Consider the following 20,671-nt stretch of genomic DNA (forward strand, 5'->3'; position numbering starts at 1 on the left):
CCGTGATCGACTGGCTCAGCTCAGCCGGCCGGCCGCGTGCGCGAGCATGGTGTAGACCTTGCCCGTGTCCGAGGCGAGGTAGCTTTGTGCCATCGCCGGGTCCTTCTGGCGCTTCGCCAGCTGGTCGAGAAGCTTCTCGAAATCGGCGATGTAATGATCGACCGCACGGCGGAATTCGCCGTCGCGCTCGTATTTGCGCCGGATCTCGTCGAACGTCTTCTGGCCCTGGATCGTGTAGAGGCGCCGCGTGAAGACGTTCCGCTCGCCCTTGCGATAGCGCTCCCACAGCTCGAGCGCGGCCTGATGATCGATCGCCCGGGCGATGTCGACGGACAGCGAGTTGAGGCTCTCCACCATCTGCGAGGGCGAACGGCCCGGCGTCGCATTCTGGGTCGCGGGAGCGGGCTGCGGGGTCGGGGCGGAGGCGGGCTCCGGTCCCGTGTCGTACTCGCTCTCGTCGCTCGAGGCGCGCCGCAAGAGATCCGCCACCCAACCGCGACGCTCGCCTTGCGGGCGCGCTTCCGGTTTCGGCTCAGGCTGCGCCGCGGGACGGGCGAAACGCTCGCTCCACTGCGTCTGCTGGGCTGCGGGCTGTTGGGCCGGGGGCTGCTGAGCCGCCGGCTGCGGGGCCGGGGCAGGCTGAGGCGCTGCAGGTGCCGAAGGGGCGCTGGCCGGAGCCGGTCCCGTCGAGCGCGGTGCGATCGGGGCGCGGTCGGACGCGCTTTCCGTCTCCAGATTTGCCGCACGGGGCAGGCTGCGCGGCTGCGGTGCTGCCTCGACGGCTTCTTCCCGCCGGGGCGTCGCCGCTGCCGGCTGGGCGGTGCGCTTTGCAGAACCTTCGCGGCGCGAGACGATGTCGGTCAGAGCCGAGATCGCCTCGATCTGCTCGGTGATGGCGCGGCGCATCGCCTCCGAAGCGTGACGGGCTTCTTCCGGCATGTCCTTGACGCCGCGACGCAGATCCTCGCGTGCCGATTCAAGCTCGCTCTTCATGTCGCGGGCGGCATGACGCATTTTCTCCGCGGTTTCGGCGAAGCGCTCCGTGGCGCTTTCGACGGCCTCGGAGATTTCCGACATGAGCCGCTCGCTCGCCGCGCGGACCTTTTCGTCGGACCCGGTCGTCACGTCGGCGAGGCGTTCCGTCAGTTCGGCGCGGGCCTGTTCCACGCTTTCCACCGTCCGCTGGCCTTCGGCGATGGCGGCAAGCCGCATCGTCTCGAACTGGCTGATGGCAGCGCGGGCGGCTTCCTCGGCCCGGCGTCCCAGCGCCTGGGCGATCTGCGCCACACGCTGCTCGGCCGAGCTCAAGGTCTGCTCCAGCTCTTCCGAAGCGCCGGTGGCGGATTGGGCCGCGCGGGCGCTCAGGGCATCGGCGACCTCGTTGATCCGCTGCATGGCCGCAGTCAACGTGGTTTCCAGCTCCTGCGAGGTGGTCTGCACCGACATCGAGGTCTTGGCGCTCAACGACTCCGCGAGAGAGGCAACGCGCTCTTCGGCCGAACCGATCGCCCGATCCAGTTCCTCCGACGTGCTGCGGGCCGTATCGGAGGCCGCAGACGACAGGGAGCCGGTGAGGGAGGCAATACGCTCTTCCGCCTGCGAAAGGTTCTCTGCGAGCTCCTCCACGGCCTGACGGGCCGACATGGCCGCGCGCGTGCTGAGCGAGCCGGAGATGGCGTTGATGCGCTCCTCCGCCTCTGCGAGGCTCGCGGCGAGTTCCTCTGCGGCCTGGCGAGCCGAATCGGACGCCGTGGAGGTGAGAGAGTTCGCGATGGCGCTCACCCGCTCTTCCGCCGCGCCGAGGCTCTGGGCCAGCTCTTCGGTCGCCCGCTGCGCGGACAGAGAGGCCCGCGAGCTCAAGGAATCGGCGACCGAATTGATGCGCTCTTCGGCCGATCCAAGGGTATCGGAGAGCATCGCCGTGAGCCGCGTAAGCTGCTCTTCGACGGAGGAGGCCTGGCCGGTGAGGCCCTGCGCCATTGCTTCCAACGCCTCGGTGGAGCCGCTGATGCGGCCTTCCATCGTGCGGTTGGCCTCGTCGAGCATGCGTCCGGCTTCCGACAGCGATTCAGACTGGCTGTCGAACTGCGAGGCGATGGCCGTGATGTCACGCAGCACGTGGGTCGACACGTCGCGCAGCGTCTTGATCTGGTCGGAGAGGATCGAGGTCGAGGTGGAGGTGTCCTGCGCTGCCGCCGAGAGGGCGTTGCGCAAGCTCTCCGCCTGGCCGGCGAGGTTGCTCTCGATCGCGGAGAGCTGCTCTCCGCTCGATCCCAGAACTTCGGTCAGCTGCGCGTTGGTTTCTTCCATCCGCGTCAGCAGCGAATCGATATCGGTGCGGAAGCGGGCGTTGGTGCCGGTGACCGCATCGATGATGTTGTGGGAATGCGTGCTGAGGTTGGACAGAAGCGCGCGGGCACTGTCGTCCAGGCGGGCAAGCGATTCCTCGCTCGTCGCGCGGATGGCATCGGCCGTGTTGCGGCTGCGATCCTCCATGCCCTCGAAGAGGCTGTCGCGCTGCCGTTCGAGATCTTCCATGAGACCGGAGCGACGGCTGTCCAGCGCCTCGGTGAGGTCGCGGGTGCGTCCCTCCAGGCCTTCCACGAAGCTCTCCGCCTGCGTGCCGAAGGTGTCGGTGAGGATGCGGTTCTGGTTCTCCAGGCCGTCGATGACGAAGCGGCCGCGGTTCTCAATCGTCTCCACCAGGATCGACGAGCGCGAATCGATGACCGAAGCGAGTTCGCTCTGACGCTGGGTCAGCATGTTGTTCAGCGTCTCGGTCTTCTCGTTGAGCGCGTCGCTGGTGCCGGTGAGCGTCGCCTGCAGCGAGTTCGCCCGGTCGGCAAAACTGTGCTCCACCGCCATCAGGCGCTCGCCGAAGCTCGCATTGACGTCGATCATGCGGCTGGCGATCGTCTCGGTCAGCTCCTGCGTCTTGCTGGTCAGGGTCTCGCCGAGTTCGCCGAGGCGTGCGTCGAGGCTCGTCGTCATCTCCGACTGGCCTTCGTTGAAGGCCGTGGCGATCTCGCGGGTGCGCGCCACCAGCGTGTCGCTGATCTGGCGTGCCCGCGTGTCGAGCGCCGTGTTGATGCGTCCGAGGCGGTCGTCGAGGGTCTCCGACAGGCCGTCGGCGCGTTCGCCGAATTCCTGCGTGACCTCGCCGATGCGCGCCGTGACCCGGTTTTCGAAGTTCGACAGTCGCGCCGACACGGCCATCTCGATCGTCTCGGCCGAGGAGGCGAGGCGGATCGCGACGTTCTCGGCGCTTTCCTTGAGGCGTGTCTCGAATCCGCCGAGGCGGCCGTCGAGGGTCTCTCCGACCTGAGCGACGTGACCGTCGATCATGGCGCCGAGAGCCTGGCCACGCTCGCCGAGCACCGTCGACAGCATCGCCGTCTTCTGGTCGAGCGTCTCCGAAATCGTATTGCCGCGATCGTCGAAGAGGACGTTCAGGCGTTCGACATTGCCGTCGACGCTGCGCTGCAGACGCTCTGAGACGTGCTCGCCAGTTTCCTCGAGACGTCCGGCCGAGGCCCGCAACGTGTCCTCGATGTCGGACAGGCGGCCCGTCAGGCGGTCGACATTGCTGTCGAGACTGGAGCCGAGCCGCTCCGACACGCGCTCGCCAGCGTCCTCAAGCCGGGTCGCCGAGGCGAGAACAGACGTCTCCATCTCGGAGAGACGGCCGGCGAGGTGCTCGACGTTGACGTCGATATTCTGACGCAGACGTTGGCCTGCGCTGTCACTCGCCTGCTCGAGGCGGCCGGCGGAGTTGCGCAGTGCGTCTTCCATCTCCGCAACGCGTCCGGCGAGGCGATCGGCATTGCCGTCGAGGCTCGCGCCGAGGCGGCGGGCGACATCGTCGCCGGTCTCCACCAGACGGTCGGCCGAGCCGCGGACCGAGCCTTCCATTTCGGAGAGGCGGCCTGCGAGACGCTCGACATTGACGTCGATGTTCTGGCGCAGGCGTTCGGCCACGCCGTTGCCGGCTTCCTCCAGGCGATCGGCAGAACTCCTGACGGAATCCTCCATCTCCGAAAGACGGCCGGCGAGCCGGTCGGCATTGCCGTCGATGCTGGCGCCGAGGCGGCGGGCGACATCGTCGCCGGTTTCCACCAGGCGCTCGGCCGAGCCGCGCACCGAATCTTCCATTTCGGAGAGGCGGCCTGCGAGACGCTCGACGTTGACGTCGATGTTCTGGCGCAGGCGTTCGCCGACATTGTCGCCGGCTTCTTCCAGCCGAATGGCCGAGCCTTTGACGGTCTCCTCGATCTCCGACAGACGTCCCTTGAGGCGATCTGCGCTCTGATCGAAGCCGGTCTCGATGCGGCCAACCTGCTCTTCCACGGTGCCGGCGACACGTTCGCCGGTCGTCGACAGCCTGCGCTCCGCATCCGTCAGGCGCTGCGTGACGCCTTCGAGCTCGGTGTGCATGGCAACCGAAATCGACTTTCCGGTCTGACCGAGCTGGTCGATGACATTGCGCGAACGGGTATCGAGCGTGTTGACGACGATGTCGCTCGCGCGTTCCAGGCGGCTCGCCGTTTCCTCGGTTTTTTCTCCGATGCGGTCGGCGATGGCATCGCCACGCGCGCCGAGCTGTTCGACGAGCTCGTCGCCGCGGATGGTGATGCGCCCGGCGATATCGGCTCCCGTGGTGCCCAACCGGTCATTCAGCGCATCGGCGCTCGCCGTGATGCGAGCGGCCACATCCTCGCCACCGGTCTCCAGGCGTGAGATGAGCTCTTCGCCAGTTGAAGAAATCCGGTCGGTGAACTGCCTGCTCGATGTCGTGATCCGCCCGCTCAGCTCTTCGCTGCTGGAGAGGAGGCGACCGGTCAGTTCTTCGCTGCTCGTCACGAGACGGCCGGTCATCGCTTCGCCGCTCTCCGTGAGCTGGCGGGTGAGGCGGTCGCTGCTCGAGGTCATACGTTCGGCAAGCTCTTCGCCGCGGCTCGACATACGTTCAGCAAGTGCGGGCCCATCGACCAGGATGGCGTTTTCGATGCGCTGGCTCGACTGGCCGAGATTTTCAAGAAGGGCCGTGGAGCGTTCCGTCAGCGTGTAATTCAGCCGGTCCTGCGCCTCGACGATGCGGTCGTTGAGTTCGCCACCCTTGGAGGCGATGAGCTCGTTCAGCCCTTCGCTGGCGGCACGGATGCGCTCCAGAAGCTCGCTGCCGCGTTCGGTGAAGCTCTCGGTGGCTTCCGACTGGCTGCGGTTCAGCCGGCCGACGAGTTCTTCGCCGCGGTGGTCGATCGTGTCGCCGATCTGGCCGCTCACCTGATTGATGCGCTCCAGCAGGCTCTCGGTGCGGCTCGAAATGGAGGTGGCGAAATCATCGCCCGCGCGGGAGAGATCGACGGTTACGTTCTTGGTGCGCTCGACGAGCAGGTCCGCAATGCGGCGCGCCGCTTCATCGGCGGTGGAAAGAATCTGGTCGCTGGTCTTGGCGAGGTCCGAGGTCAGCGTCTCGTGCGCGCCGCCCATTGCCGCCTTGATGCGGTCGGCGTTCTGCAGGATCGCCTCGCGCTCGTTGACGAGCTCGTCGACGAGACGGCGGACGCGCATCTCATTGTCGGTATAGGAGCGCTCCAGAGAGGCGACTTCGTTTTGCACCAGCACTTCGAGTTCGCTGGCGCGCGCCAATGCCCTCTCGATGCCGTCGCCCATGGAGGCGACTTCACGGCGGATCGCCTGGCCGACGGTGACGATCGATTCCTTGGCGATGTTCTCAGGCTCGGCAAGGCGAAGCGCCACCTCTGTCATGGTGCGCGACACGATGCGCATCTCCTGAGAGCGCCAGATCATCAGCGCCATCACCCAGAAGAGGAGGACCGGGACGACGATCGCGACACCGAGGGCGACGAGATGCGGCGCCTCGCGGAGCTGTTCGATCGAATTGAGGGCTGCAATCTGGTCGCGCCAGAGCGCCATACCGAAGGCTGTGCCGAGGCCGGCCCATATGGCCGACATGAGAAGCGCGGTCCAGAAAGGCGCGTAGGAAGGCCGTCGCTGCAGGGCGTAAAGAAGATTGCCGATGGAACGAACGTCGTCATTGGCAGCGCGACGCGCCTTGCGCTCGCTGCTGCGGGACGATTCCGTCTCGGCACGCTTTTCAGCCTTGGTGGGCGCTTCCGTCTTTTTGGAGCGGCCGTTGTTGGCCGGCACGGGCTTCGCCGCCGCCGCACCTCCGGAAGCTCTCGCAGGACTGTTCGCCGCGGCGCCGAAGTCGATCCTCAGCGCTTCTTCGACCGCCGACAGCGCCGCTTCGGTCGATTCCGCTTTTGGTATTTTACCCATGACATTCGCTCCGGTCCGTACGCAACCACTCCAACGGACGCCGTGCCAGTCTCTGCCGGCATGCGAGGGTGACATATAAAGGGGCCACCCGTTCTGGACGATTCCTGCCACCCCCTTGGCTGTAGAACCGCCGCCGCCCGATACCGAACGCAGCCGTGTCGACCAGGACACAGCTGCGCCTTCCCATCAAAATGGGTGAATGCATCCTAATATTTATGTAACGGCCTGAGAAGCCGGAATCACGGGATTTCCCGTTTCTGTGCACTTGTTTCATGAATAATATGAATGTGCTGCAGCCTGTCGTGCATGTAGCGAGCTAAGATTCGGGCTATTTTGGGGCACATGCGTGGCGGAAGCGGACGCCACCGGGGCCTTAGGGGCAAAACCATCCGCTTCCACGAAGGAACAGGCCATGGCGGAGGATGCTGCGATCCTCAATGAGGCCCATCTCGACCGGCAGACGATGCACAACGAGGCCTTGAAGGTTGAGATCCTGGCGCTTTTCGTCACCGAGGCGGACCGGCTTTTCAATCAGGTCAAGGAAGCGAAGACCGCTTCTGCACGCGGCGAGAGGGTGCACGCCCTCAAGGGCCTTGCCCGCAATGTCGGCGCCGAAAGACTGGCTTTGGCGGCTACTCTCACCGAAGAACGGCTGAAAGCGCAGGGCTGCGACCTTGCGCCGCTCGAAGCCGCCGTGCAAGAGGTTGTGCGATATCTCGCCCGAACCTGAGCCAGGGCTCCCTGCGACACGCGGGCACCCGTTTTGTGCCCTTCTTGACATCGCCCGCCGCGTCCCTAAACCCGTGCGGCGCAACACGGATCGATCATGCCAAAAATCACTTTTATCGGTTTGGACGGCGACCGCCACGAGGTGGAAGCCGAAAATGGCTCCACTGTCATGGAAGCCGCTCTCAAGCAGGGCCTCCCCGGAATCGAAGCGGAATGTGGCGGCGCCTGCGCCTGCGCGACCTGCCACGTCTATGTCGCCGAGGAATGGTTCGAGCGCACCGGCTCTCCGGAGCCGATGGAAGAGGACATGCTGGATTTCGCTTACGATGTTCGGCCGACCTCGCGCTTGTCCTGTCAGATCAGAGTTCGTGACGAGTTGGACGGACTCGTCGTCACCATTCCGGAGCGTCAAGCATGACTGGAACGCTTGTTGAAACCGACGTCGCCATTATCGGGGCGGGACCCGTCGGGCTTTTCGCCGTTTTCGAGCTCGGATTGCTCGATCTGAAATGCCATCTGGTCGACATTCTCGATCGTCCGGGCGGCCAGTGCGCCGAGCTCTATCCTGAGAAGCCGATCTACGACATTCCGGGCTGGCCGGAGATTTCGGCCCAGGGCCTCATCGAAAAGCTCATGGAGCAGATCGCTCCGTTCAATCCGGAGTTCCATTTCGGCGAGATGGTCTCCGAACTCGAGCGCACCGAAGATGGCGGTTTCATTCTCAGGACCGATGCCGCGACGACGATAAAGGCGAAGGCCGTCGTCGTTGCTGCCGGCGGCGGATCGTTCCAGCCGAAGCGTCCTCCGATCCCGGGCATCGAAGCCTATGAAGGCAGCTCCGTCTTCTACGCGGTGCGGCGCATGGAGGATTACCGCGACCACGATCTCCTGATCGTCGGCGGTGGCGATTCGGCCCTCGACTGGACCTTGAACCTGCATCCGATCGCAAAGAGCGTGACGCTCGTCCACCGGCGCCCGGAATTCCGGGCCGCGCCGGATTCCGTCAACAAGATGTTCGCGCTTCAGGAAAAGCACGAGCTGACGTTCCAGCAGGGGCAGGTGACTGCGCTCAAGGGCGGGGAGGGAAGTCTGGAAGCGGCTGTCCTCAAAACGCCGGATGGGGAGATCGAGGTCTCCTGCACGCGCATGCTGCCGTTCTTCGGACTGACGATGAAGCTCGGCCCGGTCGCGGAATGGGGTCTCAATCTCCACGAAAACCTGATCCCGGTGGATACGGAGAAGTTCCAGTCCTCCGAGCCGGGCATCTTTGCCATCGGCGACATCAACACCTATCCGGGCAAGCTGAAGCTGATCCTCTCGGGCTTCCACGAGGCAGCTTTGATGGCGCAGGCCGCCAAGCACTACATCTCCCCGGACGAGCGCGTCGTCTTCCAGTACACGACGTCCTCGTCGAAACTGCAGAAGAAGCTCGGCGTCATCTGAGACGGTCTGCTGATTGCCGCTGCGAAGCAGGCGATCAGCAGTTTTTGATTGAAGACAATCGGCGGCTTCGGCCGCCTTTTTTGTGACCTGATCTCTGTTCCGCCGGGTGGCTTTGCCGACCTGGTGGGAAGCCCGCTAGAGGCGCAGCATCAGATTGGCCAGGCGCGAGCGCACCGGCAGAGGCAGGGCGTAATACAAGCGCTTCAGCCGCGGCTTGCCGTAGCCCAGGACGGCGCGCAGGTAGAACCGGCCACGCCGGCTCAGCGGCACGCCGAAATCGTGCACGACGACCTCACCCGTCTCCCATTCGTGTTTGTTGCGGTAGCGTGGTGGCAGCATGTCGTAGCGCGTGATGCCGTTCTGAACGCACCAGCGCAGAACCATCTCCGTCAGCACGTTGCCGGGGCCGAAGCGGCCATATTCCGGCGCGAAAGCTCCGAGAAAGAGGAGGTAATCGCTTCCCAGGCGGTAGGCGATCTCTGTGGCGACGGGGCGGCCTCCGACCGTCAGCCGCGAGGCGGTCATGCCGGTTTTCACACCAGCTCCACCATGGCGCTCGGCGAAGGCTTCCAGGCACTGATTGGTGCGCTCGTCCAGAAATGCGCGGCTTAGGAAGCCTTTCTCCGTCAGCCATGCGCGCTTCATCTCTGTCGCCTCGCGCAGCCATTGCCGCGTCGTCGGACCGTCGGGTGCCACTTCGAGGCGGAGCTCGCCTTCCTCGGTGAGCGCGGCGATGCGCCGTCTCTGGTGGCGTTTGACTTTCCCCTTGCGTCCGGCAAGCGCCGTCTCGACGTCGCCTGAGGTGAGGTCGACGAATGGCGCGCCATCTTCCTCACCCAGTGCGACTGTCTGAGGCGGTAGCACCGAGGCGAGCGCGGAATCGGCCCGCACGCGCTCCATGAGGATGAGATCGATGCCGGCTCGCTCGACTTCGGCGAGGGCCGCAGCGAAGAGCGAGGTGGCCTCGTCGTTGTGCTCGACCAGAATGTCTTCGTATTGCGCAACGGGTGCGCCGGCGGTCTGCGCCAGGCGCAATGGGCCGATCTTCCAGAAGGCGAGAGGCCAGATCAGCGCAACCTTACCGTTGCGACGAACAACGACACATTTGAAGCCGACCTTGGGATCGCTCGCAAAATGCTCCGCCCATATCGCCAGATGCTGCGGGGTCTGGAAAATGCGGCCGCGAGGAGAGGCATCGATCAGTCTTTGCCAATCGGACGTGAGCGACAGCAGCGCGGCCGCGCCTTCCACGATCGTCGCGTCGAGCGCTGGCGCGGTTGTTGGAGCGGGGGGCTCGGCCTGGTCTTCAGATTCCGACTTAACGACGCGTTCCAACGATTGTGCGGTTGACATACGGCTTCCCCCTCCGACGGCCCGAAGGTGAGGGTGAAACGTGAAGATTCCCGAAAACCGGGCCCGCGGTCCGCTATTTGTTACCGGGCTCGATCGAGCCTGTGATGGCCGGATCGTAGATCGGCAGCGAATCGGAGCCGGCTCTCGCAAATCCCATCGCAGCGACAGGAATAGAGCGTCGCGAGTTCGGATCATAGAGCGAAAGGAGGATGGTCATCTTGCCGTCGCCTGCCGGCTCGGCATTCAGAAGACCCTGCAGCTCGCCGCGCATCAGCTTCAACATGAATCCTTCGCCGTCGCGCTCGCCGACGATATTGGCGCCGTCGCCTTCCGCTCCGTCCATGAAGGAGCCGAAAAAGCGCTTCTGATCGCCATTGTAGCGCAGCTTCGCGTAGACCGGGGCGGAGAGCGAACCGGTCCAGCATTTTCCGGTCATGCCGAAGGCCATCATGCTGCGGCTCGGATCACCGTTGAGCGCGCAATGGAAGCGGAGGCCGCTTTCCGGTCCGATCAAAAGACGGCCGCTGCCGCGCCATTCACCCCCGAAGCGCTCCATGAAGGCGACAGCGTCCTCATCGGCCGCTGCGGCCGGCTGAGGGGCAAGCGCAGGTATGCAGATTGCAAGAGCTGCAACGAAAAAAGCGCGCAACATCAATGGCTCCGAATGTGGCGTGGCCTGAACTGACGATCAGCCTAGGAGCCAAATGCCAATCATTCGTTAACCCTACGAGCATTTCGTGGGGATGTTGTCACGACCTCCTGGCGGGAGGCGGAAAACGAAATCAGATCGCCCGCCAGATCCTTGAGGCGGGGTCGTGGCTGCGCCACGAAGGGCACCGGCCGACAAACGTCGAGCGCGGAGAGACCGATGCGGGCCGTCATGAGCCCGTTGACGACGCCTTCTCCGAGCCGCGCGGAGAGGCGCGCCGCGAGACCCTGGCCCACCACCTGCTGCAGCAGCGTGTCGCCGATGGCGATCGTCCCCGTCACTGCGAGGTGGCTGACGACGGCACCCGTCAGGCGCATCAGACCGATCATCCCTGGTCGGCCGCCGTAAATGGCGGCGACGCGGCGGATGAGGCCGAGACAGGCGATCAACACATAGGCGACGTCGATGAGGGCACGGGGGCTGACGGCCGTGACCACGGAGACGCGCTGCGAGGCGCTCGAGATCGCCTGCTTGGCGCGCTGGTCGAGCGTTGCGACGAGGTCGCGCTCGGCAAGGCGAATGAGGTCGGAACCATCCATGACCGCGCCGAGATGCTCGTTGAGCTGCCGGCGACCCTGCGCCGTATCTGCCCGGTCGGCATATTGATGGATCAGCTCTTTAACGACTTTGCGCGCCTTGTCGGGATCGTTTTCCTCGTAGGCGGCGTCTGCTGTCAGGCGCAGGCGGGCGATCGCCTTGAGGCGCGCGAGCCCGAGGATCTCGCGGCCGACGATGGCGCCGAGCGCGAGAAGAAAAAGAGCAAGACAGACGAGGCCGACCCAGCCGAGCCAGTCGGCGCGCGTGAAAAGACTGCGAATGAGATCGTCGATGGCGATGCCGACGGCGAGCGACAGAAGCGCGCCCGCCGAGGCGACCGCGAGCCGACCCCAGCGGATGCCATTCTTCTTCGGCTCGATGATGGTCGAGACGGCCCGGTCCGCATCCGTTTCCTCGGGATCGAGCTCTTCCCAGACCTCCTCTTCGATCTCGGCTTCCCCGGGCTCGTCGAGGCGGAAGGCTTCCGGGGCGCGGCGGGTCTCCGAGGCGGTCATTGCAGCCGGTCTCCGACAAGAAATTGCAGGGCCTGATCGAGGCGTATGTGCGGCAGTGAGAGTTTCAGGCCGGTTTCACTCCGCTCCACCCGGGGCGGGCGGAAGCGCAGATAACGCAGCGCCAGCGTGTCGTCGTGGGCTTCCTCTGCAAGGTCCCTCGGCTTCGACTGGAACTGCCGGGCGGCTTCGAAAATCGATTCCGGATCTTTCGGCAAGTCCCCGGGAAACAAGGCGATTTCGCTTGCGCCGTCATAGACTTCGCCGGCGACTTCTTCACCTTCGAGCGGGACTCCGGCGATCGCTGGAAGCTTGCGGCCGCCACGGGTTACCGTCACCTCGCGGGTGGCGCGGACTGCCGCCATCGGCATGACGCGCACTTCGGCGCCGGCAAATTCCGCGCGTTTTGCAGCCTTGTCCGTCAGGCGTGCGAGCAGGGCGCCGAGATTGTCGTGGTCGGAGCGATGGACATGATCGGCCTTCGTCGCCGCAAACAGGATCTTGTCGATCCGGCGGCTCAAGATCGATGTCAGCCAGCTCGCGCGACCCGGCCGGAAGCAGGCGAGGACGTCCGCCAGCGCCTGTTCGAGGTCGCGCAAGGCCGCCGGCCCCGCATTGAGCGCGGCGAGCATGTCGACGAGCACGATCTGCCGGTCGAGTCTTGCAAAATGGTTCCGGAAGAACGGCTTCACCACATGCGTCCGGTAGGATTCATAACGACGCGCCATCATGGCGGCGAGGCTGTCCTGAACCGGCTCGCGGTCGGGCGAAAGATCGAGCGGCGAAAAGGTGAGGGCGGGCGAGCCTTCGAGATCGCCGGGCATCAAGAAGCGGCCGGGTGGCAGCATCGAAAGCGCATATTCGTCGGCACGGGCCGCGCGCAGATACGAGGTGAAGGTGCCGGCGAGCTCCTGCGCCTTCAATTCATCGGCCGGCGCGTCGGGATCGACGCCCTGCAGACGGTGATGCCACTCGGCCGCGAGCTCCTGGCGATGCGGTTCGCGCGACATGGCGACAGCCTCGGCCGACCATTCGCCGTAACTCTTGTTGAGAAGAGCGAGATCGAGAAGCCATTCGCCCGGATAATCGACGATGTCGAGATCGAGACGGCCCGGCCCGAAGGTCCGTTTCCAGGTGCTCGCCGATTCGTATTCCAGGGTGACGCGCAGTTCGCTGATGCGTCTCGTCGAACGCGGCCAGATGCGGGCATCGACCAGATTGCGCACATGCGATTCGTAATCGAAACGCGGGACGGCGTCGTCGGGCTGCGGCTGCAGCTTGGCTCCGGCGAGCCTGCCAGAGGCGTAGGCGTCGAAGAGCGGAAGCCGGCCGCCGTGGATTAGATTGTGAACGAGTGCGGTGATGAAGACCGTCTTGCCGGCGCGCGACAGGCCGGTGACGCCGAGCCTCAGGGTCGACGGGCCGCCGAGCACGCCTTCCAGGAGATTGTCGAACGCATATCTGGCTTCGTCGGCGAGGGTGATGATGGATGCCACTGAGGTTCAGGCTCGTTTTGCGCGCTTTATATGGGCAGAGGCGGTCGCTGGTGCAAAGCGTGCCATCACGACGTCAGATCGGCCGGCCTGACATATCCCGTCAGGCGTCCCGAGCCCGTTTTCAGTTCCGCCCAGGGCGCGTCGAATTCCAGGATCGAGAGGGTGCCGCTCGGATATTTCACCGCAAGACGCGCCATGTCGTGCGAGGCTCCATCTCCTGCAAGGCTCAAGGCCGCTTCATAGGTCATCGGGTTGTGGCCGACGAGGAGACAGCACTCGGCCTCGCCCGCCTCGTCTCGGAGAACCGCCTGATAATCGCTGCCATTCTCTTCATAGAGAATTTCCGGAAAACGCACGTCTTCCGGAAGCTGCAGGCTTTTGGCGACGAGTTCGAGCGTTTCGCGGGTGCGCTTGGACGGGGAGCACAGCACCAGATCAGGCGCCAACCCCTCCGCAGCCATAAAGGCGCCCATCGCCTCGGCGGCTTCGCGGCCACGCGCATTGAGCGGGCGCTCGAAGTCCGTGCGGGCGCCGGAATGCCAATCCGACTTGGCGTGACGTAGGAGGAGCAATTTCGGCATCATTGCGACTTAGACGAAACGCGGAGGCAGGGGCAAGCATCACCTCGTTCATGGTGCGGCGTCTATTGTCGCGCAGCCGCAGTTTCGCTTGCGTCCGTATCTGGCGCATCCGTGACGAGATGGTAGTCGGCGAGCTCTTCCGGAGTGAAGAGATAAAGCTGGTTCTTCGGCGTTTCCATGGCGTGGATCCAGACGCGCGGGTCGACGCCGAAATCGATCAAGAGGGCCTGGGCTTCGGCGGAAACCCGCTGTGCCTGATCGAATCCATCGGAGAGCGAACCGAGCGCATCTGCGCCCTTCATCGCGTAGATCTGGTGAACGCCGATCCAGGCCTTCTTGCCGGCATGGCGTTCAACGCCTGATGCAAAAACGAGGGGGCAGGAGGAGGCGCAATACCCCTCTGTGGCAATCCGGGTGTTGAATTCATGCTCGCGGATCTGGCGGGCCATCGACATGGCGTCGGCGACCGAGCCGCCCGGCGAGTGAAGCAAGACCTCCGTCCCTGCGGCGAACTCATTGTCCTGGAGGAAGCGCTCGAATTCTCCGGCACTGCCGGGAACGATCGTGCCTTCCATGGAGATCGTCTCGTCATTGAGTGCGCGGAAGCGAACCGGTTCGGCCTCCTCGAAACTGCGGGGAGGTTGCCGCCTCGGTACTCCGTCGCGATCGGGGGAGACCGGCCGCGTCTGAGGCAGATAGGGGCGGACCTGATCGCCGGGAGCGGGCCGCGGCATCGTGACCGGCTCTCTCGCCGGATTGACGAAAGGATCGGCACGACGTTCCTCGACGATCGATTTCAGATCGAAGCCGACCATTGCCACGGAAAGTGCCACGAGGCCGAAGAAGACGCCTTTGAGGATCGTGCCTTCCGGCAATTGCCGGATGCGTTCCGCAAACCCGGTCTCGGGCACGACGGCTTCGCCTGCGTTCGAGGGCTCAGGAGGTGACATTGCCGTGGCCGCCGTGCTGCGAGGGTGCTCCGCCTTTCGGTGTCAGAGTGGTGATGTTGCGCGGTTCTGTCGTCTCGGTGTCGCGGGTGGGCACAGCGTTCCCTTCCGCCCGTGCGAAAACGGCCGGCTCGGCCGCTCGGGCGGGGTCGGCGGCACGCATGCGCTCGTAAAGCCGCATGGCCACGAGCATGTCTCCGGCAGTCATGGCGTGTTCGTCGACGTCGGGGTCTTCGTGATGGCGGATTGCGCCGTGCACCGCGACGAGCATCAGGACGAGGACGGCCGGCAAAAGGTCGATGGAGATCGCGCCCGCCCAGGAGGGCAGGAAGTCGCTCGCGTAAAGCAGGACCGCTTCAGGCGTCGATAAAGGCACGAAACGCTTCGGCTGGACGGGCGGCTCGGAGAGGATGTTGTCGGCCGCCGTGGCGAGCGCCGCCGATTGCGCCTGTACGGCCTGCGCCACATTGCCGACGACCGCCGTCTGGCGCTGGCGAAGGTCCGCATCATCGCCGTCGGCCACGGGGGCGATGAAAGACAGCGACAGATCCTCTGCAGCCCGTTTCACGGCGGGGGCGACCGAGGTCTGCTGCAAAGATGCGATGACGCCGGCCAGCGACACGGCCTCTTCGGCGAAGGAATTCGCCCGCGGATCGATCGGTCCGGAGGCCGAGACCAGACGGCGCATCGAGGCGAGATGCTCGCTGCCCTGATCGAACAGGCTTTTCACACGTTCGCGCGACGCCGCCACCTCATCGGCAAGGCCGCGCAATTGCTGGGACATCTGGTTGAGAAGCTGGACCACCGTTCCGGAGCCTGAGGTGCCGGTGAGCGCGCCGGATGAACGCTCTTCATCGGCGAGGCGCGAGAACCTTTCGGCGGCCATCTGGATGTCGGGCAGAAGCGATTGGGCCGCGAGCGCATTGTTGTGCGCCGCGTCGAGATCCTGCGTGTAATCCTCGACCGTGTTCGCGAGGTGCTGTTCCAGCGCCGCTGAACCTGCGAGTGCCGCGGCGTTCAGCCAGGACGACATGGCGACGATCATGATCGAGCCGATGCCCATCGCGGCCCATAGAGCCCGCCGGCCGCCGCGTTCTCGCATGAGAGGCAGGAAGCGCATGAGATAGGTCCAGAAGGCGTAGATGCCGACGGAGACCGCCGCCGAATAGATGATCGCCCCGAAGAAGACGATCGAGGCGGAGCCGTCCAGGAGCCCGCGCACACCCAGATAGGTGTAGACGCCGGAGGCCAGCGCCAGGACGGCGAGGGTGACCTTGGTGGTGAGTTCGAGGCGGTCGATGCTTTCGCGCAGAGCTCGCGCCATGCGGCTTCCCCTTTGTCGCAAAATAGACGGTGCCGCATATTCCGGCCGAGGGCCCGTGCGACGCGAACGAAACGTGTTCTGTGGCTGCGGTTTATCTGGGGCCGAAGAGGATCGGCTTCCAGAGCTGGTGGAACAAACGCTCCATCGGCGCCCTCCAGCGCATTCGCCGCAAGCTTTCGATTTGCCAGGCAGGGGGTTGCGGCAGTAGGAGCTGCCTTAAAAGAACGCAAAGCTGCCGGCTGCCGCGCAAAGAGGCAATCCAGACCGATGGCGCCAGCCGCAGATGAGGTGAGACGATGACGATCGGTGCCCAACCGCATGCCGAGAGCTGGTACGCCAGCAAGGAAGAAGGGCCGGTCTTCCCGGTCCTGGAAGGAGAAGAGGACGTCGAGACCGTGGTCGTCGGCGGCGGTCTTGCGGGCATCACCACTGCGTTCTGCCTTGCGCGTATGGGCAAGAGCGTTGCTCTTCTGGAGGCGAACCGGGTCGGCTGGGGTGCCTCCGGCCGCAATGGCGGCTTTGTCTCGCCAGGCTATGCCCAGTCGATCTTCGCCGTCGAAGCCAAGCTCGGTCTTCCGAAGGCCAGAACGCTGTTCAACATGGGGCGGGCCGGGACGCAGTTCGTGGCGGAACGGCTCGACGAGTTCGGGCTGCAGCATCTCGTCGGCGGTCGCGGCTGGCTCAAATGCGTGCGCTATCCGGCTGAAGACGCGCTGAAAGAGCGCGCGGAACGGATGGCGCGGGATTATGGCGTTCATTACCAGGTGTGGCCGCGCGAAGCGGTGCGCGAGACGCTTGAGACCGACCGTTATTTCGGAGCGCTTCACGATCCGGAACCGTTTCATCTCGACCCGCTCGCCTACAGCCGCGCTCTCTCTGTCGCCGCAGCCGACAGCGGGGCCAGAATCTACGAGGCGAGCCCGGCGACCGGCCTGTCGCGCGAAAACGGCGGCTGGCGCGTCACCACGCCCAAGGGGACGCTTCGCGCGCGCCACGTCGTGCTTGCCGGCAATGCGACGCAGGTCGGCCTCTATCCGCCGCTCGAACACGCCGTCCTGCCGGTCTCGACCTACGTCGTCACCAGCGAACCTCTGGGCGACCGCCTCGACAAGGCGATCCATTTTTCCGGCTGCATCGGCGATACGCGCCGGTCGAGCGACTACTACCGAATCGTCGGCTCTGGCGACGATCGCCGTCTCCTGTGGGGCGGACGCATCACCACGGCGCGCAGCGAGCCGAAAGAGCTTGCGCGAATGCTGACACGGGACATCTTGTCGATTTATCCCCAACTCGGCGCATTCCGCATCGAATATGCCTGGGGTGGCCTCATGGGCTATCAGCGCAACAAAATGCCGGTCATCGGGCTCCTGGCAGGCGCCCGCGATGCCGGTCTTTGGGGCGTGACGGCATTCGGTGGCCATGGCATGGGGGCGACCGCTACGGGCGGCAACCTCATTGCCGCGGCGATTGCCTCAGGCGACGAGAGCTGGCGGGTGTTCGAGCCGTTCCTGCCGGCCTGGATCGACCGTCTCGTCGGTGGCCGCAACATCTTCGGGCAGGCCGCGACGCAATTGGTCTATTGGCAGCTGCGCCTCATGGACCGCTGGCAGGAATCCCGGGGCAGATTGTGAAAATGTCAGGCGGCGCGGGCGCGCTGACCGGGGATCTTTGGCGGCTGGGTGCGCGCCGGCCTCTCGGACTGGGGCGGGAGTTTTTTTCCGTTCGGAGCTGGCGTCTTGAAGACGAGGCCGGCCTCGGAACTCAAGCGGGCCGTGGCGAGAGCCGCGAGCTCGACGCGCAGGAGATTCGCGAAAGCCCGACGTTGCGCGTCCAGACGTTCGAACTCGGCTTCGCTCGTCACCATGCGCCGCACGGCGCGAAGCGTCGTGATATAGGTTCGTGCGGCCTCGTTGAGGGCCGTGCCGTAGGCCTTGGCTGCGAGCTTTCTTCCCGCCCGCAAGGCCGCGCGCTGCTGCGCGATCGCATCCGTGACCATCGCTTCGGCTACAGCCATGGCGTGCAAATGAGCCGCAGAAGAGTTCGCCTGATTGTCCATAAAGGGAGAATGCCGATGACACGGTTAACGTCAGGTTAGCCATGGGCTTTGACCCTACGTCATATCAAAGGTTCATATTCGAACGCTTGCACGCCAGTGGTCTTGACCGTATAGGGCACGCCAATGGCACACGCGGCACTGCGGGGAAGACCGATGGTGTTGGAGGCAGAGAAAATCTATTCGCCAAGCGAAGATGAGCCGTTCATGAACGAGCGCCAGCGCGAATATTTCCGTAAGAAGCTGCAGGCCTGGAAAGAGGAGATTCTGGCCGAGAGCCGGGAGACTCTGCAGGCTTTGCAGCAGGAAAACCAGAATCATCCCGATCTTGCGGATCGGGCATCGTCGGAGACGGACCGCTCGATCGAGCTCCGTGCCCGCGACCGGCAACGCAAGTTGATCGCCAAGATCGATGCTGCGCTGCGGCGGATTGAGGATGGGAGTTACGGATTTTGTGAAGAAACCGGCGAACCGATCAGCCTGAAGCGGCTCGACGCCCGGCCGATCGCCACTTTGTCGGTCGAAGCGCAGGAACGTCATGAGCGTCGGGAAAGGGTTTACCGCGACGACTGAGGTCTGGGCGGAGACGGATTTTTCTTCGAAGGCATGAGAATCAAACACCCGGCTGAGTGATCAGCCGGGTGTTTATGTTTTGGATTGCGCGACAGCGCGGGCACCCTTGCGGGCGTCCAGGGCTCAACGGTTCTTCAGATCGCCTGTCAGCTCGCCCAAAAGGCGCGCCATCTCGTCTTCGAGCTGTTCCTGCTCCGACGCCCATTTGCGCTTCGGCTCGAAGGCCACGACGCTCGCCGATTCGTCGTTTTCAAGATTGGCGGTCGAGCGACGCTCCCGCTGATTCTCGTCGCTTTTCTGACCTGGGATCTCTCGCATCTCTGACGGGGCGGAGAGGGGGGCTGACGCGATCGCAGGCGCTTCCGGTTCGAGCCTTGTTTCGATGCGATCGTCGTCCCGGTGGATTTCCGGCGCTGTTGCCGTCACCGAGATGTCGTCGCCGCCGCTTTCGGCCTTCGAAACCGTCTCAGGTTTTGCTGGTGAAACGCCCGGGCCTTCCGGTTGCGCACCCGCCGTCACCTGTTCGCTCGCGGGAATGCGCGCCGTCACATGGTCGGACAGTGCGCTTTCCAGCTGACTTGCGATGTCTGCAATCGTCGTTGGCTGCGGACGTTCATCTCTTGGGCTTTGGGCATCTCTCGGGCTTTGTGCATCTCTCGGGCTTTGTGCATCTCTCGGGCTCTGGGCCTCGGTCAGTCCGACAGGAGTGCCTTCCCCTTTTTCTCCGGCCAAGGAAATCGTCGGCCAGGTCACATGAGCGGTGGTCGTCTGTGCCTCTCCCTGATCCTCGTTGAGGGCAGGGGGAACGTTGAGCGCGGAGCGGTCTGCTCCAGCCGGTCTCGCATCGGCCGCGTCGCTGCGCTGGGCCGCGATCTCGCCGAAAGCCTCGCCGATTTCCTCTTCAAGCGAGCGGGTATCGGGCTGCGACGTCTCGGTCTTGGCCGGGGCGACCTCTTCGGTTGCTTCCTTCGAAACCCGGCGGATGTTCTGGAAGAAGCTGACGGTCGCCTTTTCGATCGCTGCGGTTTCCTGAGGGGTCGCCACCAGCTCCGGTTTCGGGTCGGCCGGTTCCTGCTCTGCCGGTTCCAGGTCGGCGGATGCTCTGCTGACTGGAGCTTTGTCCTGCTGCGGGACAGCACGCTTTGCAAACGGAAGGGTGTTGGAGGGCGCCTGAACCGCCGGCGTCTCGTCCGGCACCGGCTGTCCCGGTTTCGGGGCGGGACTGAACAGACCCGAAAGCATCCGCGCCCTGAGTGCCGGCGGCATGTCGCCGAAGGGTGTCTCTTGCGCGGCCTTGGTTTCGTCTTTCGAGGCGCCTGCCGGGAGGGTCTGGGCCGGCGCATTCCTTGTCTCGCGGTCTTTCGCAACGGTCCCGTCACGACGCGGCTCTGCCCTGGCGTCCGCGGTCCTGCTTGAAAGCTCTGCCGAGGAGGGAGCCGGGCTGTCGTCCTCGTCCATTCCGAAGCGATAGGCCTCAGGCACGGCGCGCCTCGTGCGAACCGGTTCCGCTTCAGCTTCCGAAACCTCTGCCGCCTCTGGGCGTGGCCTCGAAAGGTTCGGCGCAAGCGGCGCTGCCTGCGCAACGCCATGTCCGGGGCCGTGTTTGGGGCCATATCCGGGCCCATCTCCTGAGGCTCGTCCGAGGGCGGGCGATGGGGCGCGGGATTCGGCCGGGGAAACAGGAATCTGCGCCATCGGCTGCGGTGCACTCGATGTGGGGGGATACTCGCCACTGGTCGGTGCGGGCGGGCGATGCGACGCTTGGTAGTCTGGCATCTGCGGAGCAACCGAAGGACCGCCTGGCCGTCGGGGTGTCGGCTGAGCCGTCGGCCGGCCGCGCACGATCTGCGATTCGACGACGATGTCCGCCGGGCCGCCGATCATCACGAGATGTTCAACCTGGTCGCGCCGGATCAGCAGCAGGCGGCGCTTCTGGTCGACGGCGTGCGTTTCCATGACCTGCAGCCGGGAAACCCGCTGCGCACCGGCGCCGCGCCCCGGAACGATGCCGCGCCGGGTGATCCAGACGACAAGTCCCAGGATGACGAGAAGGACGGCTATGGCGAGGAGAATGGGGCCCGCAAATGCCCCTGTTGAAAGATCGGTTAAAC

Annotated in this window: 16 protein-coding genes; 6 read left to right on the forward strand and 10 right to left on the reverse strand. The window is 64.8% G+C overall.

Translation table 11 applies throughout. The features are described from left to right. Positions 1 to 15: 15 nt before the first annotated feature. Positions 16 to 6,303, reverse strand: a complete 6,288-nt coding sequence (locus ACK8CP_RS03450; RefSeq protein WP_414833359.1) for a hypothetical protein — start codon at positions 6,301 to 6,303, stop codon at positions 16 to 18. A gap of 412 nt (positions 6,304 to 6,715) precedes the next feature. Between ACK8CP_RS03450 and ACK8CP_RS03455 the strand changes: the two genes are divergently transcribed. The 3 genes from ACK8CP_RS03455 (at position 6,716) to ACK8CP_RS03465 (ending at position 8,475) form a co-directional block, all read left to right on the forward strand. Further along, complete coding sequence (locus tag ACK8CP_RS03455; protein ID WP_414833360.1) at positions 6,716 to 7,033, forward strand: Hpt domain-containing protein; 318 nt, start codon at positions 6,716 to 6,718, stop codon at positions 7,031 to 7,033. 96 nt (positions 7,034 to 7,129) lie between these two features. After that, positions 7,130 to 7,450, forward strand: a complete 321-nt coding sequence (locus ACK8CP_RS03460; RefSeq protein ID WP_234628343.1) for a 2Fe-2S iron-sulfur cluster-binding protein — start codon at positions 7,130 to 7,132, stop codon at positions 7,448 to 7,450. After that, on the forward strand, positions 7,447 to 8,475 hold the full coding sequence (locus ACK8CP_RS03465) for an NAD(P)/FAD-dependent oxidoreductase (RefSeq protein WP_234628342.1): 1,029 nt from the start codon (positions 7,447 to 7,449) through the stop codon (positions 8,473 to 8,475). The genes ACK8CP_RS03460 and ACK8CP_RS03465 overlap by 4 nt, the downstream gene beginning before the upstream one ends. A gap of 135 nt (positions 8,476 to 8,610) precedes the next feature. Here the strand turns inward: ACK8CP_RS03465 and ACK8CP_RS03470 are convergent, their stop codons facing one another. The 7 genes from ACK8CP_RS03470 to ACK8CP_RS03500 form a co-directional block, all read right to left on the reverse strand. Further along, positions 8,611 to 9,828 carry a GNAT family N-acetyltransferase gene (locus ACK8CP_RS03470; protein ID WP_414833361.1) on the reverse strand — a complete coding sequence of 406 codons (1,218 nt, stop codon included), beginning with the start codon at positions 9,826 to 9,828 and terminating at the stop codon, positions 8,611 to 8,613. A 73-nt stretch (positions 9,829 to 9,901) separates the two neighbouring features. Beyond that, positions 9,902 to 10,480 (reverse strand): hypothetical protein, encoded by a 579-nt coding sequence (locus ACK8CP_RS03475; RefSeq protein ID WP_234628340.1) that lies wholly within the window; start codon positions 10,478 to 10,480, stop codon positions 9,902 to 9,904. 59 nt (positions 10,481 to 10,539) lie between these two features. After that, complete coding sequence (locus ACK8CP_RS03480) at positions 10,540 to 11,589, reverse strand: YcjF family protein (protein ID WP_414833362.1); 1,050 nt, start codon at positions 11,587 to 11,589, stop codon at positions 10,540 to 10,542. Further along, positions 11,586 to 13,082: a YcjX family protein gene (locus ACK8CP_RS03485; protein WP_414833363.1), complete on the reverse strand. Its 1,497-nt coding sequence runs from the start codon at positions 13,080 to 13,082 to the stop codon at positions 11,586 to 11,588. The genes ACK8CP_RS03480 and ACK8CP_RS03485 overlap by 4 nt, the downstream gene beginning before the upstream one ends. 65 nt (positions 13,083 to 13,147) lie before the next feature. Further along, entirely contained in the window at positions 13,148 to 13,654 is a 507-nt protein-coding gene (locus ACK8CP_RS03490) for a SixA phosphatase family protein (RefSeq protein ID WP_234628338.1), read from the reverse strand. 71 nt (positions 13,655 to 13,725) lie between these two features. Further along, on the reverse strand, positions 13,726 to 14,613 hold the full coding sequence (locus ACK8CP_RS03495; RefSeq protein WP_414833364.1) for a hypothetical protein: 888 nt from the start codon (positions 14,611 to 14,613) through the stop codon (positions 13,726 to 13,728). After that, the gene (locus ACK8CP_RS03500) at positions 14,600 to 15,934 is read right to left on the reverse strand and encodes a hypothetical protein (protein ID WP_234628336.1); all 1,335 of its coding nucleotides are present in this window, start codon (positions 15,932 to 15,934) and stop codon (positions 14,600 to 14,602) included. Before ACK8CP_RS03500 ends, ACK8CP_RS03495 begins: the two co-directional genes overlap by 14 nt. A gap of 296 nt (positions 15,935 to 16,230) precedes the next feature. Here ACK8CP_RS03500 and ACK8CP_RS03505 point away from each other — a divergent pair, with 296 nt between their 5' ends. Next, positions 16,231 to 17,565 (forward strand): NAD(P)/FAD-dependent oxidoreductase, encoded by a 1,335-nt coding sequence (locus tag ACK8CP_RS03505; protein ID WP_234628335.1) that lies wholly within the window; start codon positions 16,231 to 16,233, stop codon positions 17,563 to 17,565. 5 nt (positions 17,566 to 17,570) lie between these two features. Here ACK8CP_RS03505 and ACK8CP_RS03510 read toward each other — a convergent pair whose 3' ends face one another. Next, on the reverse strand, positions 17,571 to 17,948 hold the full coding sequence (locus ACK8CP_RS03510) for a hypothetical protein (protein ID WP_234628334.1): 378 nt from the start codon (positions 17,946 to 17,948) through the stop codon (positions 17,571 to 17,573). Between the two features lie 195 nt (positions 17,949 to 18,143). Here ACK8CP_RS03510 and dksA point away from each other — a divergent pair, with 195 nt between their 5' ends. Next, positions 18,144 to 18,560, forward strand: coding sequence for an RNA polymerase-binding protein DksA (gene dksA, locus ACK8CP_RS03515; RefSeq protein ID WP_092811269.1), 417 nt, complete (start codon positions 18,144 to 18,146; stop codon positions 18,558 to 18,560). Between the two features lie 123 nt (positions 18,561 to 18,683). Here dksA and ACK8CP_RS03520 read toward each other — a convergent pair whose 3' ends face one another. Then, entirely contained in the window at positions 18,684 to 20,525 is a 1,842-nt protein-coding gene (locus ACK8CP_RS03520) for a hypothetical protein (protein WP_414834181.1), read from the reverse strand. Between ACK8CP_RS03520 and ACK8CP_RS03525 the strand changes: the two genes are divergently transcribed. After that, on the forward strand, positions 20,451 to 20,657 hold the full coding sequence (locus ACK8CP_RS03525) for a hypothetical protein (RefSeq protein ID WP_234628332.1): 207 nt from the start codon (positions 20,451 to 20,453) through the stop codon (positions 20,655 to 20,657). The genes ACK8CP_RS03520 and ACK8CP_RS03525 overlap by 75 nt on opposite strands. Positions 20,658 to 20,671 lie beyond the last annotated feature (14 nt).

Origin of the sequence: Afifella sp. YEN Y35 (assembly GCF_047553465.1) — a bacterium.
In the GTDB taxonomy this organism is placed as follows: Bacteria; Pseudomonadota; Alphaproteobacteria; order Rhizobiales; family Afifellaceae; genus Afifella; species Afifella aestuarii.